General features: G+C 62.3%; 10 protein-coding genes. All 10 read right to left on the minus strand.

All coding sequences use genetic code 11. The annotated features are described in order from the left end of the window. Positions 1 to 36: 36 nt before the first annotated feature. The 10 genes from IFT98_RS18435 to IFT98_RS18480 all read right to left on the minus strand — a co-directional run bounded on the left by IFT98_RS18435 (position 37) and on the right by IFT98_RS18480 (position 16,368). Complete coding sequence (locus tag IFT98_RS18435; RefSeq protein ID WP_192051044.1) at positions 37 to 993, minus strand: glycosyltransferase family protein; 957 nt, start codon at positions 991 to 993, stop codon at positions 37 to 39. A gap of 18 nt (positions 994 to 1,011) precedes the next feature. Further along, positions 1,012 to 2,415, minus strand: a complete 1,404-nt coding sequence (locus IFT98_RS18440; RefSeq protein WP_192050960.1) for a PIG-L family deacetylase — start codon at positions 2,413 to 2,415, stop codon at positions 1,012 to 1,014. Further along, positions 2,412 to 3,308 carry an antimicrobial resistance protein Mig-14 gene (locus IFT98_RS18445; RefSeq protein ID WP_192051045.1) on the minus strand — a complete coding sequence of 299 codons (897 nt, stop codon included), beginning with the start codon at positions 3,306 to 3,308 and terminating at the stop codon, positions 2,412 to 2,414. Before IFT98_RS18445 ends, IFT98_RS18440 begins: the two co-directional genes overlap by 4 nt. Continuing rightward, a complete protein-coding gene (locus IFT98_RS18450; RefSeq protein WP_192050962.1) occupies positions 3,308 to 4,438 on the minus strand; it encodes a glycosyltransferase in 1,131 nt (376 codons plus the stop codon). The genes IFT98_RS18445 and IFT98_RS18450 overlap by 1 nt, the downstream gene beginning before the upstream one ends. Beyond that, positions 4,422 to 6,179 (minus strand): carbamoyltransferase family protein, encoded by a 1,758-nt coding sequence (locus tag IFT98_RS18455; protein WP_122714890.1) that lies wholly within the window; start codon positions 6,177 to 6,179, stop codon positions 4,422 to 4,424. The genes IFT98_RS18450 and IFT98_RS18455 overlap by 17 nt, the downstream gene beginning before the upstream one ends. A gap of 312 nt (positions 6,180 to 6,491) precedes the next feature. Further along, a complete protein-coding gene (locus IFT98_RS18460; RefSeq protein WP_192050964.1) occupies positions 6,492 to 6,758 on the minus strand; it encodes a hypothetical protein in 267 nt (88 codons plus the stop codon). Between the two features lie 62 nt (positions 6,759 to 6,820). Beyond that, entirely contained in the window at positions 6,821 to 7,030 is a 210-nt protein-coding gene (locus tag IFT98_RS18465) for a hypothetical protein (protein ID WP_192050966.1), read from the minus strand. 534 nt (positions 7,031 to 7,564) lie between these two features. Further along, positions 7,565 to 10,867: an Ig-like domain-containing protein gene (locus IFT98_RS18470; protein ID WP_192050967.1), complete on the minus strand. Its 3,303-nt coding sequence runs from the start codon at positions 10,865 to 10,867 to the stop codon at positions 7,565 to 7,567. A 428-nt stretch (positions 10,868 to 11,295) separates the two neighbouring features. Further along, the gene (locus IFT98_RS18475) at positions 11,296 to 13,521 is read right to left on the minus strand and encodes an autotransporter outer membrane beta-barrel domain-containing protein (RefSeq protein WP_192050969.1); all 2,226 of its coding nucleotides are present in this window, start codon (positions 13,519 to 13,521) and stop codon (positions 11,296 to 11,298) included. Positions 13,522 to 13,674: 153 nt separating this feature from the next. Beyond that, on the minus strand, positions 13,675 to 16,368 hold the full coding sequence (locus IFT98_RS18480) for an autotransporter outer membrane beta-barrel domain-containing protein (RefSeq protein WP_192050970.1): 2,694 nt from the start codon (positions 16,366 to 16,368) through the stop codon (positions 13,675 to 13,677). Between the last annotated feature and the right edge of the window lie 108 nt (positions 16,369 to 16,476).

A 16,476-nucleotide genomic window follows, 5' to 3' on the forward strand; every position in this document is an offset into this window, starting at 1 on the left:
TGGGAGTGGGCTCTGCCCGCGAAGGGCGCGGCGCGGTTACAAGGGCAGAGCCAACCGCAGGCGCTGCCACACCGTCAATGGTGGATGCGGGCGCAGCGGCGGTTGCATCGCTTGCACGATACGCGCGCCAATCCGGTCGAAACCGTATTCCCCCAGCACCAGCGCCTGCCCCGCCGCCGCGATGCGCTCGGCCAGTGCCGGCTCGCGGCGCAGCTGCGCCAGCTTGGCCTGCAAGCTCGCCACGCTGTCGTACAGCACCACCGTGTGCATGTCCACGAACCCCAGCGCGCGATTTTCCGCCTCGCCCTGATCGTAAGTGAACAGCACACACCCACACGCCATGGCTTCGAAGTTCTTGATCATGTACTCGCCCATGCCCACATCGGCACTGACGAAAAAGCGGATGCGGTTCAGCGTATCGCCATATTCCTGGCCGCTGTTGGTCCGCGTCACCAGCAACGGCTCCACCTGGCCGATCGCATCGAGCATCTGCTTGCGGCCACTGTAGGCCACGCTCTTGGTACTGCCCACGAAGGCCAGCTCGATATCGCGCTCGCGGGTCTGCGGGGTCAGCAGCGCCTGGTCATAGCCCTTGGGCACGAAATGCGCATCGAAGCCCTCGGCGCGCAACCGTTCGCTGACCATGAACCCCGAACTGATCACTCTCACCCACGGCAACTGCTGGTAGTGCGCACTGAACTTGCCGGTGTACTTGCAGGGAATGTAATTCTGGTAGGCGTCATGCTCCAGGATGACGAGATTGGGCACCGAACGAATGAACGCCACCTGGCGAATCTCCTGCTTGAACCGCAGGAAGAACAAAATGCGGTCGTACCGGGCAACGTCCACTTCGCGCTTGAAATACCCTTTCAGATCGCGCTGCTGCGCACCGTCCAGCCAGCGCAGATCGCACTCGCAATGCGCGGCAATGCCTTCATAGAGACGATCGAGAATGGCGCGCTGCTCTTTCTGCACCAGGAACAGAACTTTCATCATTGTGCTAACGGCACCTTATAAGTCTTTGCGCCAGAACAGTTCATGGCGGCGCACCGCCTTGCGGAAAAATTCGTTTTCGCCCGTCGCCGGCCAACGTCGGCCAGCCAGCAACCATTGCAGCCAACGCCGCATACGACGCTTGAACGGCGCCGGCGGTTGCAGATCGTGCATCATGCCCAAGGCCATGGCCTTGTCCATCTGCAGCGCGGCACTGACCGGCAGGCTGCACGGCAGCAGCCGTTCACGGGCATCGAAAAACGGCGGCAAGGCTACACCCTCCCCCGCACTGCCCATGGGCCAACGGTCGTTGTCATGCAAATGATTGGCATAGCCCAGCAAATAGCGTGGCTGATGCGCCAGCCCTTGCAGCGCCTGCAGCACGGCTGCCTGGGCGCAGATGTGGTCCGGGTGCGGGTCGATGCTCGCATGGGGCATCACCAACACATCCGGCCGCGCCCGTTGCAGCAGTTCGCGCAGGTCGGCCAGCAGATTGTTCCAGGTCGGCGCGCCATCGGCATCGGCCGGCAAGGCGAAGGGGTTGAGCTGGCGGAACGGGCGGATGTCAGTCATGTCCGCCTCGCGCGAGCCACACGGCTGCTCGGGCGCCGCCTGCATGGAGGGCAACTGCAGGCAGAAATACCCCAGCTGGACGCACTGCTCGGCCGGCACCCCGGCCCAGCGCGGCACGGCCAGGCTGTCCCAGGCCCGCAGACGCCCCTTCAAGCGCGCGGCGTCGGCCGGCGCCAGGCCCAGCGCCTGATAATGCTCGGCTTCGATCTCGCCTGCCGTCAGGGTCACGATCCAACTGCTCGCCGCGCGGCTGTACAAACCATACGCCGCCAACTCGGCATCGTCGGCATGGGGTGCAATGACCATGACCGTATGCTGGGTGAAATCCGGATGTTGAAAGCGCCACACGCGCGGCTCGCCGACGATGCGGCAGAACCGCCCACGCAAGCGCAAACGCCCCTGATTGAGTTCATCGGCAAAGCCGCTCAGGTTCAGGTAGCGCAGGCCATCGACACCGCGCTCGAACGTCTGCCGGTCGCTCAGCTCACCCCCGAGCACCTGCACATACGGATCGAACAGACGTCCCAGCCAGGACGCCTTCACATCCAGCGCCAGGATCAAGGTATCCGCCGCCTCGACGCGCTCTGCAACCTGCAGCACCTCGCCGTTCAGGCTGACCTTCGCCAGCTCCGCTTCGCTGTCGAAGCTGTAGGCGTAATCATCGCCCGGCGAATAGAACAAATGGTCGGCAAACCATGCCTCATGGGCCACCCAGGCCAGCAACAACAGGGGCAGCGGCAACCACCAGGCGACCAACACACCGGCCAGCAGCATCACCACCAGCCCGGCCAGCAACACGCGACGCTTGTTGCGCCGGTGCCGCGCGAGCAACGCCTGCTTGCGGCTCATGCCTGGAACACCGGGACGGGGTTGCACCAGCGGTCCTTGTATTCGCGGTCGGCACGGCCGAACGAGAAGCGCAGTGGTTTGTTCACCGCGCGGGCCTGCTCCCAGGCGCTCTGGGTATTGAGAAAACTGAGCACACTGCCGGGGCTGAACGCGCGGTTCTCCGGATCCACCCCGCCATTGATGTACTCCACGCTGACCCAGTCCGGGGCCTCGACGCGGTACACCAGTTGAATGGCAACGGGCGCATCGCCCAGCAGCAGCACCGAGCCGATCATCAGCTCGCGCAGCAGCTCGATGACCTCGGCCATGCGCTCGGCGCCGGTCGCGGCAAAGCCCCAGCGCCGCTGGAACAGATCGCAGTAGATCGCCGCCAGCTCGGCGCTGGTGAATTCACTAACAGGCTTGGCCACACCACCGGCTTCTTCCAGCAGACGCAGTTCGCGGCGCTGGTTGTAGCGAAATTTCTTCGACAGGTCTTCGGGCGTACGGGCCATGGCCAGGCTCTCGGCCTGCGCCTTCAAGCCGCTGAAACGCCCCTGGTTCAGCTCCGACAGATAACGCCCATGGTGGCGCAGCGGCGCCTGGGCATCGACGGCTGCCGGCAGGATCAACTCGGCGTTGCCCAGATCGTACAGGTCCTTCTTTCCGGCCTGCTTGAGCACGTCCTTGGACAACGCCAGGTAACGCCCCCAGGTAGGTATCGCCGCCACCAGCTCGCCCGCCTGTTCCCATCCCAGATAGCGCACCGGAATGCCGGCCAGCGCAGCCAACCTCTCGACCACCAGCGGGTGCGTCGCCACACTGCCGCCGAACTGCGTCCAGGCCTGGGCATAGGCGGCGGCATCTAGCGTTTGCCAGCCTCGTTCGCGCACGCTCTGCAATCGGTTGAGCATCATGTGGCCGCCGTCAGTGCAGTGACCATCGGCAGTTGCCAGAAGGCCTTGCGCACCGCGCGGTCGCAGAAACGCGCCTCGAGACGTTCGGCCATGTGCGCTTCGCACTGTGCGCGCTGGTAGCGATCCATCCCGGCCATGTGCTCCAGGCCCTGTGCCAGGCGCTCGGCGTCGCCCAGTGGAAACAGGATACCGACGCCCTCGACGATCTCCGGTGCGCCACCGCAGGCCGTGGCCAGCAGCGGCACGCTGGCCGCCATGGCCTCGAGCAGGACCATGCCGAACGGCTCATGGTCGGAGCTCAGGGCGAACACGTCGAACGCCTTGAAATACAGCCGCGCCTGCGGCACCTGGCCCAGAAAGCGCACCCGCTCGGCAATGCCCAGCTCCACGGCCAGGTCCTTGAGATTTTGCTCCAGACGCCCGGAGCCGATGATCACCAGCAGCGCTTCCTGAGGCAGTTTTGCCCACGCCAGGGCGAAGCCGCGCAGCAAGGTGGCCTGGTCTTTATCCGGGTGCAGGCGGCCGACGTTGCCGACGATCCAGGCATCGGGCGCCAGGCCCAGCGCCTGGCGCGCTTCGGCCGCAGGCAGCAATTGTTGCTGCAAGGTAAAGGTGTTCAAACGGTTGTACAGCGTGGCGATCCGCTCGGGCGCCCAGCCGGGCAGGCAGCGGCGCATGTCGTCGCGTACCGCATCGGAGACACCCAGCAGGCTCAAGCGCTTGCGGAACAGTTGGGCAAATACCCGTCGCGAACGACGCTGATAGTCGCCGAACGCATGGTGCACGCCGATCACCGGCAGCGAAGTGCCGAGCAGGGCAATATAGATAGGCTTGAACCGGTGCGCGATGCAGAAGGCGAACTTGCGAGTGGCGGTAATCTTGCGCAGTTCGCGGATGGCGTCCAGCTTCAGCCCACGGATGGCCTTGGAACTGAATTCCATGAACAACACTTCGTCGCTCTCGCAGCCAGCGGCCACTTGGGCGTCGGCCGCACCGGTCAGGAACACGGTGGTCACCCGGTAGCCACGGCCAACGAACAGGCTGGCGTACTGACGGGCACAGTCGAGGAACGGCCCGTCATAGCCGTGGCAGAACTGCAGCACATGACGCTCAGTCGAGCGCGTCATAGGCTTGAGCACCCTCTTTGACCACCAGAATGTCCTCCATGACCAAGTACTCGAGGTCCGAGCCGTAGAACATGTTCAACGCATCGGTGGGCGAGCAGATCATCGGCTCGCCACGACGGTTGAGCGAGGTGTTCAACGACACGCCGTTGCCGGTCAGCTCTTCCAGGGCCTTCATCATGTCGTAGTAGCGCGGGTTGTACTCGCGCTTGAGCACCTGGGCGCGCGAGGTGCCGTCTTCGTGGACCACTTCCGGTACGCGGGTTTTCCACTCCTCGGCCACCTCGAAGGTGAACGTCATGAACGGCGCCGGATGGTCGATCTTGATCATCTGCGGGGCGACCGTGTCGAGCATCGACGGGCAGAAAGGCCTCCAGCGCTCGCGGAACTTGATCTGGTGGTTGATGCGGTCAGCCACGCCCGGCACGCTCGGGCAGCCGATGATCGAACGACCACCCAAGGCGCGGGGGCCGAATTCCATGCGCCCCTGGAACCAGGCCACCGGGTTGCCGTCGACCATGATCTGCGCGATCTGCTTGGGCATGTTGCCCAACATGCGCCCCTTGGGCTTGTTCGGATGACGCGCGCAGGCAGCGATCACGTCTTCGTTGGTGTAGGACGGGCCCAGGTACACGTGCTCCATTTTCTCCACCGGCACGCCGCGGGCATGGGACACGTAGGCCGCCGCGCCCACCGCCGTACCGGCGTCGCCGGAAGCCGGCTGCACGAACAGCTCCTTCACGTCCGGGCGGGCGATGATCTTCTGGTTCAGCTTGACGTTCAGCGCACAGCCGCCGGCGAAGGCCAGCTTGCCGGTCTGCTTGAGCACGTCGCCCAGGTAGTGGTCGATCATCTGCAGGGCGAGCTTTTCGAACAACGCCTGCATGCTGGCCGCGTAGTGGATGTACGGCTCGTCGGCGATGTCGCCTTCGCGCTTGGGGCCCAGCCATTCGATCAGCTTGGGCGAGAAATAGAAGCCCTTGCCCTTCTCTTTATAACGACGCAGGCCGATGACGTTGGCGTAGTCGGTGTTGATCACCAACTCACCGTTCTCGAACGAGGCCAGGCGCGAGAAATCGTACTTGCTGGCGTCGCCATAGGGCGCCATGCCCATGACCTTGAACTCGCCGTCGAGCATTTCGAAACCGAGGAATTCGGTGATCGCGCCATACAGGCCACCGAGCGAATCCGGGTCGAAGAACTCCTTGATCTTGTGGATCTTGCCGTTCTCGCCGTAGCCGAAGAAGGTGGTGGCGTACTCACCCTTGCCGTCGATGCCGAGGATCGCGGTTTTTTCCTGGAAGCCCGAGCAGTGGTAGGCACTGGAGGCATGCGCCAGGTGATGCTCGACCGGTTCGATCTTGATCTTCTTCGCGTCGAAGCCCAGTTGCTCGAGGCAGAAGACGATCTTGTTGCGGTAGCGCTTGTAGCGGCGGTTGCCCATCAGCAGCGCATCGAGGGCGCGGTCCGGGGCATACCAGTAGCGCTTGGCGTAGTGCCAACGGGCCTTGCCGAACAGACTGATCGGCGCGAACGGAATCGCCACCACATCGACGTCCGACGGCTTGATGCCGGCTTGTTCCAGGCAGAACTTGGCCGATTCGTAGGGCATGCGGTTCTTTGCATGTTTGTCGCGCACGAAGCGCTCTTCTTCGGCGGCGGCAATCAGCTTGCCGTCGATGTACAGCGCCGCGGAAGGGTCATGGCTAAGGGCGCCGGACAGGCCAAGAATCGTCAATGCCAAGGGTCTAGCCTCTTTGAGCGGAATGGGTGCGCGCGCGGTGATCGGGCACGGCGGGCGGCGAAAGGCGGGGATTATAGCGTAATAAGGCATGGCTCAACACCGGGACAAAGGTGGGTGAATGACGGGGCCATGCGGTGAATGGCCCCCTCTACCCAGCCTCGACATGCAGCACACACCCCCTGTGGGAGCGGGGCGGGCAGCCAAGCCTTCCCCTGTGGGAGCGGGCTCTGCCCGCGAAGAGGCCCCAATTGTCGCTGCACAATCCCGATCCAGCGCTGAATGCACCGACGCCTTCGCGGCTGCACGCCGCTCCTACAGGGGTGCTGTGCACGGCTGGGGCAACAGCAGCGCCCGCACCACCGCCTGCGCGCTTTCAATGCAATGCAGCGTCACGCCCAGCAACCTCCGATCCGGCGCATCGCACAATTCATTCGCCGACAGCTGAGCACATTCCAGCAACACGCCGAGTTGCGCCAAGGCATCCTCCAGCGCAATACCTGCGTTCACACTGAACAGCGCCGGCCTGTCTGCGGCGCTGACGCCCACGGGTACGGCTTGGGTTTGGGTAATCTCAACCATGGTCAAAGTCCTTTTGATCGCTTTCGAGCACAGGCGGCCGAACCGCCTGCGCGGTAGGGGTTTCAGCCTCGGCGCCAGAACGGCCACCAGCGTCGCGGTGGTGGTGTGGGCATCTGTGCGTTGCGACGAGCAGCCGCCAGATCGGCACGCTGCTGGGCAAATCGAGCGGCCAGGGTATCGCCGTCGACGCGTTCGAAGACGCCGGGGTAATGGAACAGGGGGTGATCGGGTGGCAGAGGGACGATGGGCGGATCGGGGGTCGGCTTGACCATGGTGGAGCTCCCTTGATTAGTGGAGTCGCCACGTTCGTGACCAAACGAATGGGTGGCGGCTGTAACGCAGGTTGGTCAACCGGGAATCAAGGAACCCGGCAGGGCCAAAGCCCTCCCGCGCACAGCCGCCATGAAGCATTGCAGCAGGCATGAAAAAACGCCGACATTGCTCATGGGGCGCTTGTGCGCCTTGATATTTTCGGGTGACCAAACCCGGCCGCTGATTTGGCAGCGGCTGAAAAAGACTACCTAATCGCTTTGCTGAAGACAACATCTAGTGAGGTAGGCCCCATACCTTCCTGAGCAGGATGCATGATGGGCCCACCTAAATCAGCAATTGCCCCCTTTCATTAAAGCTGGAGGCACGTCAAGCATCTGATTGAACATGTTTGTCATTATACTCCTTAAAACCTATTCGGCAATCGGACGCATACATGCAGCGTCGAAGGGGGTCACGCTAATGCTTGAACATTTCAACAGCGCCTCGCCCAGCTCTGGACGTATTCAGAACTGGGAGAAGCGGTGCATAGCTTGCTAATAAGTAATACTTATATTGTCAAAATAAGTTATAGGGTACGTATAAGGCGATGCTGGGCCGGTATTGGAAAGAGTGATCTTTTTTATAAGTAGCGTCGACTGTGGTGATACAACCCACCTTTGAAGACCGTCACTGTCATTGGTGAAAGGAAGATTTACCGTTCCAATGACGCTATTCGATGCGTCGTAATAGGTTAGGACGGTGGAGCCCCGTCTCCACAAGCATCCTAACTCTACCACCTTTGCTTCCCCTATAAAATCTATTGTCACGGTATTTACACCACTGTTTGCAGCAGCAAGCCCTATGTAAGTGCCTGTAATCATGGGGCTAATCGGACTAGTTGGCGCGTAAGCTCTAGCATGTCCCTGCACAACCCGGATAGTCATTGCAGGTCGATTTAATACTGTAAATTCGCCATGAGTAACGTTTTCAAAATCCTCGGTGGTTGGAAGCTGCACCCGATCAAACCCTACAGCGTTTGAGGCGTGCCCCGAACCATACAATGCCTTTGCCGTCAGCGAATGTGCACCCACCGCCAGCCCCGACATGACTGTTGTCCAATTACCTCCGGCATCGACAGGAGCGTTACCCTTGGACGTCGTTCCATCGAACAGCTCCACCTCTCCATTCGCGCCGGCCGTACCAGTCACAGTAACTTGCGCATCCAGCGTTGAACCGCCATCGCTCACCTCTCCTTTTGAATCCCGCACGCTGGTAATCACCGGCCTCGTGTCCGCCACCGACTTCACCGTGTAAACGCGCGCAGTGAAGGAATGCGCATACGCTTGCTGCGTCTCCCCATCGAACGTCACCTTCAGCATTACCGTCAGCTCACTGCCATCCTTCAATCCCTTCAGGTCCGCCATCGGCACCGAGACCGTCTTGCTGCCTTGGTTCTTCCAAGTCGCATCCACCGCCGTCGCAGGGGGCAACAGGTCCTTGCTATAAGCCCTACCATCCGTTCTGGTTCCCGTCAGCGTCCACCATACGCGTTGTGCTACACCTATCAGCGGCCAGTCGCCTGCGCGAACCGAGGCATCCCCAATCAGCGCGCCGACGTCGAAGTCCGTACCGGTGCCACCACCGGCAGCCTGCAAGATCACCAGTTCTCTCAGCGCCGTCGCTGGCATCGCTCCCATGCGCAAATTCAACACCGCGGACACCGGTCTGACCGCGCCACCCTGGCTGACCGCGTAAGACACCTCTACCGATTTGCCCAGCGAAGCCGCAAGCACATCAGCAGGAATGGACCGCCACGCCTGACCCGCGGGGCTTACATAGATGGGCGAAATCGTCTTGTCGACATTCCCTGGCAGGCGCCATAAAACCGTGATGATATCGCCCGCCTGCAGCCGCGTGTCGCGCACCCCGAAGGTCGCCGTGTTCGCCGTTGAGGTACCTGGTTTGACCGGGCTCCATGAACTGACCGGCGCGCCGGTGTAATCGAGAATTTCGGGCGCCGGCCACGTCTGGCTCGCGGCATCCTGCACCGAGATCAGCACACTTTCGGACACACCGGTGGCGCCCGCCGTGGGGATCAACTCGTACCCGACGTTGACGGAACCGTTGAGGTTGGGGTCCACGTAGCGGGTCTTGTCCACCCAGAAGCTCAACTCGCCTACCGCAGCAATCGGCAGTTCCAGCGGCGGCGCAATGCTGGCGCTTGGGCCATCCCAGTGCAGTCGCGCCTTGCCGCCGATGTACAGCGGCGAACCCACGGTGACCTTTACGGTGATGCCGCCGGCAATCAGATCGGCGGGGTCCAGCACATCGCCAGGCTTCAACGCCGGGCTGAAGGTCGGCTCGGGCAGCAAGGCGCCCGCGCCGACCACGGTCAAGGCCAACGCTGGCGAAGGGTAAACGGTGCCGTCGACCTGCTTGACTGTATAAGACACCTCCAACGTACCGCCGACCAACTCCAGTGCCTTTTCCTTGGGCACCCGAAGGCTCAGCGGCCCACCGGCGTTGCCACTGTCCACTGGGCGCTGCTGCTCGTAGTACACCGCCCCTGCAGCCCCACTGCCGCTCCAGATCAAGGTCACCACACTGCCACCGACCAGCAGTGGGTTGGCAGGAACGATGACTTCCACGGTGCTTTCGCCGATGGCCTCCGGCGCCAGCGTGCCGCCGGAGGCTCGTGGCACTTCGGGGGCCTGGAGTTCGTTGCGGGTACCGATCACGCCGAAGGTTGAACCGTAGGAGGTCTTCGTGGCGCCACCGGCTGAAGGCGTAGCGGTGTAGTACACGTACGCCTGGCTGTCGATCAGCACGGCCGCGACGTCCTTGGGCACCTGGAAGTTGAGGAAGCGATTGGTGCCCAGCTGCTGAGCCGGGGTGCTGTAGTCCTGAAAGGGCCCCTGCACCGGCCGGCCGCTCCAATGCACGACAATGTTGTCGTCTACCGCGATGTTCGCGTAGCGATTGACCCGTATTTCCACCAGACCGTCGGTGATGGTGTCCAGGTGCAGGTCGCCGGTCTGGGTGCCCTCTACGGTCGGTTCGGGCAGGGTGCCGGTGGCGTGCACGGTGGTCAGCACGCTGGGGCTGTAGCGCGAGAAGTTCTGCACCTTGTCGCGGATGCTGTAGCGCACCACCAGGTCGTTGCCTGGTCGGCCGGCGATCACACTGTTGGGCACGGTGACGGTGATGCTGCGGTTGAGGTCACTGGTCTGCAGCGGGCCGTAGTGAACCGCCGTGCCGGCCCACAGCAAGGTGATGATGTCGCCCTCGCTCTGGTGGGTGTAGGGCTGGATGGTCACCGGTAGATCACCCACCTGGCTGACATCGGAGATCACCGCCGGCACGCCATAGGGCAGATCGAGATTGGGGTTCAGCGAAGGATCGCTCGCGTCCGGCGGCTCGGGTGGATCGCCGGGCACCGTCAACTTGATCGGTACCACCAGCGACTGCGAGGCGCGCTCGTTACCGACCGGATCCTCGACGTGGTAGTGCAGCGACGCCTCGAGTGCGTCCAGGGGAATGTAGTAGGCGTCTGCAACGAGTGCCTGGGCGGTGTTGATGTCGGTGACCGTGGTGTAGTCGATGTAATCGTCGTCCCAATACAGGCTGATGACATCATTGAGGGCAATGCCGACATAGGGCTCCACGAGCACCGTGATCAGACCGCCGTCGAAGTCGCTCTTGTTGATGCCGCCATGGGAGATCACGGCAGGCACCAGGGGTGCGTAGACATTGGGGTCGGGAGCGACACCACCGTGTCGAGCGCCGTGGCTGACATGGTCGTTGGCGTGGGTGGCTTTGCGAATGGCGCGCAATAATGAACGCGGTGGATTTTTCACGATGGATCACCTCGGGGAAGTTGAGGGAATATCGAAGAGTGGAGAGGCGAGCAATTAAACAACACTCGCCCGAGAGGAAAAGTTAGTCTTGAAAACTGGAAAGTGCAAACAGCTCGAAGAGTCACAAACCAAGTAAGTTTTCGCACGCAAACCCATGTGGGATATCGGTTTTTCACGTTTGGCCACCGAATGCGAAAAACCAATGAAAGTTAGTATATTTTTGTACTTTGCATACGGCTGTAAAAAATATTATTCAACATTGCGTTGAAATTTCAGAGCGTGGCTTTACATGCGTTAGTTGCGCCTTGCAAATACGGCAGATCTATTCGCCACGCAGGTGCCCATGCTTCTGAAGAAGCGGTACAGGGCGTTGTGCAATGGCTGGGGCAACAGCAGCGCATTCACCACTGTTGCCCGCCTTTGCGGAATCAGAAGCTGTAGCGCAGGCCGACGTTCACGCCCCAGGGTTGCTCCAGGTTGCGACCCTTGGCGTAGTCGAACTCGGTGTGCAACTGCAAGCGGTCGGACATCTGCGCGGCCAGGCCCACACCGAATTCGCCGCGGCTGCCGGACAGGTCGTTGGTGAAGCGATTGCCGTTGACCTTGACCTGGTTGTTGCTGGCGAACTCGTGGGCCAAGGCGGCCTTGGCGTAGTACTCGAAGGTGCCGCCGGTATCCAGCGCAAGCGTTTGGCTGAGCTTGGCACCGGCCTTGGCCAGCAGCGAGTCGGCATGGTTGCCGTCGGCTTGCATGCCGTTGTTCAGCGTGTAACCTTGCCCCTGCACCTTCAAAGCCGACACTTGGGCGAAGGGCGTGACAGCAACGGTTTCAGTTACAGTAATTCGTCGGCCTGCTTCCAGCGAGGCACCGATGCCATGATGGCTGTAGTTGCCTCGGCTGCCGGTACCGTCGCTCATGCGCACTTCGGAGCTGTTCTGGAAGCGGTTGAGCTTGGCCAATGCATCGACGTAATAGCCGTCATCGCCCAGCCACGTGCCGTAGACACCCAGGTAGAAGCTGTCCACTTCGCCCGAGGTGCCGCCCTTGAGGTCCAGGTCGGACTTGCTGTAGCCGACCAAGGCACCGACCAAGGCGGTGCCGTTGTCCACCACCAACGGGGCGTCCGCGCCCAGGCTGAAACCGTTCTGCTGCTGTGCGTACGCCACGCCGCCGCTCGCCGACAGGTTGTACTTATTGCCGTAGGCCCGTGTCCAAAGGCCGCCCTCGGCCTTGCCCATGCGCAGCTCGCCCATGCGGCTGCGCAAGGTGCTCAGCTCGCCGTACCACACGCTGGGCGCAGCGCTGAACAAGCCGATGACCGACGCGGTGCCTGGGGTCACCACGTTACCGGGGCGCTGCACCAGCTGCCAATCGTTACCTGTTTGCTTCAGGTCGTAAACGAAGGTGCCCAGGTCTATCTGGCCGCCCAGCGCGGCGAAACGAGCGTCACCGCCTCCGATCTGCACCACGGTCAGCGGGTCTTGCCCTTCGGCGACGTCGGTACCGGTGTTCTGAATGGCCAGCAAATGGTCACCGGTGGCCTGACCGGTGATGACCAGGGTGTCGCCTTGGCCTGCGGCCAAGTCGGTGCCCAGCCCGAAGGTGCCGCTGCCGGAGAGGCTGCTGAGGGTCAATTCGCGGAAGGCACCCGACGTACCGCCCAGGTCTATGCGCCCGCCGTTCATGCTCACGGTGCCCAAACTGGCGCTCTGGGTCATGCGCCACAATGCGCCGCTGTCGACGGCCAGGCTGGACACGCCGGTCATGGTGCCAGTCAGGCGGGCGTTGTCTTGCAGGGTGATGGCAGTGGTCGAATCCGCGTCGATCTGAATGTCACCGGTCAAGTCCGTATTGGCAGCGGTGAAATCCACCGTGGTATTGGCACCGGCTTGCAGAATCACGCCGTCGCCGCCGACCAGGGTGGCCCCGTTGCGCACGATGATCGAGGCTTCGACCGGTGAAGCGTTTCGCGTCTGCACGGCAATTGCCGCGCCGGCCTTGCCCTCGACGCGGGAGTTATCCACGATCAGGTTGCTGGCCCGCGGTACGGGCACGAAGGTGTCCATGGTCAACACCGCACCGTGCTGCTCGCCAACCACGTCACTGCCCTGAGTGACATTGATGTCACCACTGAGCATCAATATCCCGTTGCCGCCTTTGAGCAAACTGTCGTTCGCCGTACGGCCCAGCACTTGGGTGTTGGCCAGCGTGATAGCGTTGTTGTAGTTGGCCGAGACGCCGCTACCGCTGCCCAGCAGCACGCTGTCGATCACACTGACCTGGGCGCCACTGGCCTCGCTGCCGTTGCTGGCGATCAGCGCGTAATGGCCGGTGCTGACCACTGTGCTACCGGTGATGCTGGCGGTGCTTTGAGCGACCCTGATGCCGACACCAGCGCCGCCATTGATCTGCGCGTTTTGCGTGCGCAACGAGGAACCGATGGCGACCTCGATGCCCAGGGTTTGCGCGCCGTTGACGTAAAGAGAAGCGCCTTCGCGCAGCCGCCAGTCGGTGACCGCGGTGCCTGGGTAGATCACCAGGGCGTCCCCTGGCCCGACAAGATCACGTGCTGCCGCCACTTCGGCGCTGTCGAGAATGAAAAGCCCGGCAGCGAGGCCGCCGGGCACGATGAAACGTGAAACAAACCTGCTCATGATGGAGAACCTTGCGATGCAACCGTAGGATTTGCCGTAGGGCAATTGCGGGTCGCAAGCTTAGGTTCATGAAGCTTTAATATCTGTAGGACGCGTCCGAATCATGCATAGGTAAGACGCGTCCCACAACGACAGACCTTACCGGCACAATGCCTACCAGGCATAACGCACGCCCAAACTGCCCCCCCAGGGTTGCTCGATGTTTTCACCATTGCTGTAGTCGAAATCGACATGCAACTGCAGGCTGTCGGAGATCTGCGCGATCACGCCAGCGCCAAACTCGCCGCGAGTGCCCGAGAGGTCGTTGGTGAAGCGGTTGGCGTTGACCCTGACCCGGTTGGCATCGGCAAATTCATGGGCCGCCGCGACTTTGATGTAAGGCTGCACCAGGCCGCCATTGGCCAAGGGAAAGTTACGCCCGACATGCGTACCTACCTTGCCCAGCCATGAATCGGCGCCGTTGCTGCGCGCCTGCATGCCGTTGTCGAGATCGTAGTGCTCACCTTGCACCCAAAGCGCAGACATCTGTGCAAAGGGCTCCAGGTACCAGTCGTTGGCAAGCTTTATGTGCTTGCCCACCTCCAGCGAGGCACCTACACCGTGGTTGTCGTAGTTGCCACCGGTACGGCTGCCGTCACTGACGCGCACGTCGGACTTGTTCTGGAACCGGTTGAGCTTGACCACGCCGTCCACGTAGTAGCCGCCTTCGGACAGCCAGGTGCTGTAAAGGCCCAGGTAGTAGCTGTCGACTTCACCGGAAGTGCCTGCGGCCAGGTCCAGGTCGGAGCGACTGTAGCCCCCCATCACGCCCACAACCCACTGGTCATTGCCAGCAGGCAGGGGGGCGTCGACGCCGAAGCTCACGCCGTGCTGACGTTGTTTGTACGCCACGCCAGCCGCTGCCGACAGGTTGTATTGGCCGCCGTAGGTGCGCACCCAGGCGCCACTGATACCACGGCCCAGTCGCAGTTCACCCATGCGGCTGCGCAGGGTGGCGAGCTCGCCGTACCACACCGTGGGAGCGGCGCTGAACATCCCGATTACCGAACGCGCACCGGGGGTGACGACAGGCCCACCGCCGTCTCCAGGATCGATCGGGATGACCGGATCGATGGGCGCCACGGGATCTACCGGATCCACCGGGTCTACAGGGATAACAGGGTCTACCGGATCTACAGGGGTAACGGGGTCCACCGGACCTCCTGGATCCACTGGATCGACAACCCCTCGCTGCACCAGCAACCAGTCCTGCCCTTGCTTCTGCAAATCGTAGACGTAGGTGCCCGCATCGACTTGGCCGCCCAGTACGGCGAAGGTGCCGGGGCCGCCGCCGGTCTGCACCACGGTCAGGGTCGTGCCCGGCGCCGGGTCGACGCCACTGCTGCTGTTGCGGATAGTCAGCTCGTGACTGCCTGCGGCCTCGCCGGTCACCACCAGGCGATCACCCTGTACGGTGCCCAGGTCGGTGTTCAGGTCGAAAACGCCACTGCCGCTCAAACTGCCGGTCTGCAAGGTTCGATAGGCGCTGCTGCTGCCACCCAGCGCCACCCTGCTGCCGTTCATGGCCAGGCTGGCAATCTGCGAGTCGCCTGTCATATTCCACAGGGAACCGCCAGCCAGACTGACATCGCCTGCCTGGCTCAACTGGCCATCGAAGGTCGAAGCCCGATTCAGGTTCAGGTTCAGAAGACCTTGGCCATTGCCTTCCCAGGTACTTGCATCCAGCGTCATGGTCGCCGTGGAGGTATCGACGACCATGACGTTACCGGTCAAGCGGCTGTTGCCCAGGTCAAGCTGGGCCTGCGAGGCTTCGCCGACGCTCATGTCGCCGGTCCAGCTGCTTTCCTCCAGGCTCAGGTCCAGGCGTGAACCGCCGGTGAGCAGGGCATTGCCGGTTAACGTACTGGCTTCGCGGGTCACCATGTTCAACGTGCTTGCACCGCCAAGCAGCACATCGCCGGTGAGGCTGCTGCCCTGGCCCAGATCGGCAGTCACCTGCGAGGCATCTGCCAGGCTCAAGCCGCCGTTCAACGCACTGGCCGCCACGCGCAGGTCCAGAGTCGACGCTTGCGTCACTTCCACCGCCAAGCCATTGCCACCGGTGAGGCTGGAACCGTTGGCCAGGCTCAGGGTTCCGTCCGTTGCCAACGGGTACAAGGTGGCCCCGACCAACACCGCGCTGCCCCGGGTACCCTGCAGGCTAGACCCATCGAGTGCCAGGTTGGTGGCTGCACGCGGTGTGCCGCTGCCGCCACCGTTGGCGATCAATGTGGCACCGTGGTTGGCGCCCGTGGCGCTGCTCTGCACCAGGCTCATGTCCGATGACAGCGCCGACACACCCACCCCACCCAAATAAGGCTCCACGCGGCCATCATCGGTGCCGGATATCTGCGAACCGCTGATGTTCACCACGGCCCCCGTGCTGGCCTGGATGCCTCGTCCGAAGCCGGTGACCATGCTGTTGGTCAGCGTCAAGACGGCGGGCGCACCGGCCACCATCGTGATACCGGTGGCTGAAGATGCGCTGAGCACGCTATTGGCCACCGTGGCCGTGGAAGCGTCCAAGCGCAAGGCTTCGAAACGTGTGCGCGCGGTGACCGTGGCGCCTTCCAGTCCAGCCGTGCTGCCGATCCGCAGGCCAATGTCCAGCGTTTGGCCACCGGGGGTGACGAACAGCGAACCGCCTCGCAGTACCGACCATTCCTCCACCGGTGAGCCGGAATTGACCCTGCCGGTGGAGTAGGGGCCATCCACCACGGCTGCCATTACCTCGCCGGATACACTTAATACGACGGCAGCGCTCAGCAACGGGCGCCACTTGATATCACCATGAATAATAGTTTTCATTACGACCACCTTTGAACTTGTTTATTCAAAAATCACTTGGGAGTGCACTTTACGAAGTGGCAGTGTAGTTGCAAAACGCGCGTCATCTAGTTGAATAATAATTTTCAG

The sequence above is a fragment of the Pseudomonas sp. CFBP 8770 genome, assembly GCF_014841705.1.
Taxonomy (GTDB): Bacteria; Pseudomonadota; Gammaproteobacteria; order Pseudomonadales; family Pseudomonadaceae; genus Aquipseudomonas.

Excerpts from the sequence above, each read along its gene's own strand:
- IFT98_RS18435 (WP_192051044.1), bottom strand. The coding sequence starts at position 993 with ATGAAAGTTCTGTTCCTGGTGCAGAAAGAGCAGCGCGCCATTCTCGAT.
- IFT98_RS18440 (WP_192050960.1), bottom strand. The coding sequence starts at position 2,415 with ATGAGCCGCAAGCAGGCGTTGCTCGCGCGGCACCGGCGCAACAAGCGT.
- IFT98_RS18445 (WP_192051045.1), bottom strand. The coding sequence starts at position 3,308 with ATGCTCAACCGATTGCAGAGCGTGCGCGAACGAGGCTGGCAAACGCTA.
- IFT98_RS18450 (WP_192050962.1), bottom strand. The coding sequence starts at position 4,438 with ATGACGCGCTCGACTGAGCGTCATGTGCTGCAGTTCTGCCACGGCTAT.
- IFT98_RS18460 (WP_192050964.1), bottom strand. The coding sequence starts at position 6,758 with ATGGTTGAGATTACCCAAACCCAAGCCGTACCCGTGGGCGTCAGCGCC.
- IFT98_RS18465 (WP_192050966.1), bottom strand. The coding sequence starts at position 7,030 with ATGGTCAAGCCGACCCCCGATCCGCCCATCGTCCCTCTGCCACCCGAT.
- IFT98_RS18475 (WP_192050969.1), bottom strand. The coding sequence starts at position 13,521 with ATGAGCAGGTTTGTTTCACGTTTCATCGTGCCCGGCGGCCTCGCTGCC.
- IFT98_RS18480 (WP_192050970.1), bottom strand. The coding sequence starts at position 16,368 with ATGAAAACTATTATTCATGGTGATATCAAGTGGCGCCCGTTGCTGAGC.